A 1,204-nucleotide genomic window follows, 5' to 3' on the forward strand; every position below is an offset into this window, starting at 1 on the left:
TCTTCGTCATCGTCGTCGTTTGAATCGACGGGGTTTAGAAGGGGATGTCCTTGCCGCTGTCGGTGTTGGTCTGGGTTTCGGCTTTGGCTTTGGCTTGTTGTTGTGCGTGGTAGTCGTCGAGTTCTTGTTTGAGGTGTTGGGCTTGTTCGCGCACACGTTTCCTGGTGGTGGTGATGTGTTGGGCGACTGTTTGTGCCCACCGTTTTTGTTTGGGTGCCAGGGGTCCTTCTGCTTCGTTGATGGTCCAGGTACCGTCAGCGAAAAGCCAGATAACATCCCCACTGTAGGGGTCCAGCAGGTACTTTAAGGTGCCATCGGTTTTCATGTTGTGATGGCCTTGGCATAAGCATGCCAGGTTCTTCGGATGTGTTGGCCCGCCTTCAGCCCAGTTGTGCCGGTGGTCAAGCTGGGTAAGAAAGGCAGGTTGTTCACACCCGCCGACTCGGCAGGTCCCGTCGCGGCCTTCGACGTGTTTGCGCATGACAACACCTGGTTGGTAGCCGTCTGCTTCGGCTACCTCGCCGGTTAGATCCCGGGTTTTATCATGCGGCATGGCTTCTTGGCGCCAGCCGAAGCCTTCAATGAAGGTTGGGGCATTGTCGATATCGCAGGCTTGGTAGGTGTGTAAGACTACGGTGGCTGGTGGTTGTATTTCGCCGCTTAAGAGTTTGATGACCGCTTCAGCAACAGTGATTCCTTCTTTTGCGGCGGTTGTGTGGATGAAGGCATCGAGTTTAATGCCGGTGTCTTCCCCAACCTGGAGTTCCAGCCACGCAGAGGTTCCGTTGGAGGAGAAACGGTAGGTGTCTTTGGGGCGGGTATCGCGAAAAGCAATGGAGTCATCCAGGGTTTTACAGATGTCGCGGACTTTACGCCTGATTTGGCTACGTGTGGGAAAAGCCTGATTCGCCTTGGTGGGGGTGAAGAAGTCGGCCAGGATGGTGTCGATTAAATCCAGGGTTTCCGTAGTCAAGGCGGTTAGTGCTGACATGGGTTGGTCAATAGCAATCAAGGACTCAATGTCCAGCAGGCAGTGGGTGTCTTGTATGGCTTTGACTTTTGGCAGGCTATCAAGCCGGTGGATAGCGCGCAGACCTGCTTTGATGTGGCCTTCCGGCAGTGACCAGGCAGCTACCAGGGATAGTGCGGTGGTGTTGATATCAGCCTGCAGACTGGGCATAGCAGCAACCCAGGTGTTGTAGAT

General features: G+C 54.7%; 1 protein-coding gene. It reads right to left on the reverse strand.

Going from position 1 to position 1,204, the window contains the following annotated elements:
- Nucleotides 1-34: 34 nt before the first annotated feature.
- The coding region (locus HMPREF2822_RS12825; protein WP_232755719.1) for an HNH endonuclease signature motif containing protein at nt 35-1,204 on the reverse strand (1,170 nt) is incomplete at its 5' end.

It is taken from the genome of Corynebacterium sp. HMSC062E11, from assembly GCF_001811845.1.
GTDB classification, from domain to species: Bacteria; Actinomycetota; Actinomycetes; order Mycobacteriales; family Mycobacteriaceae; genus Corynebacterium; species Corynebacterium hesseae.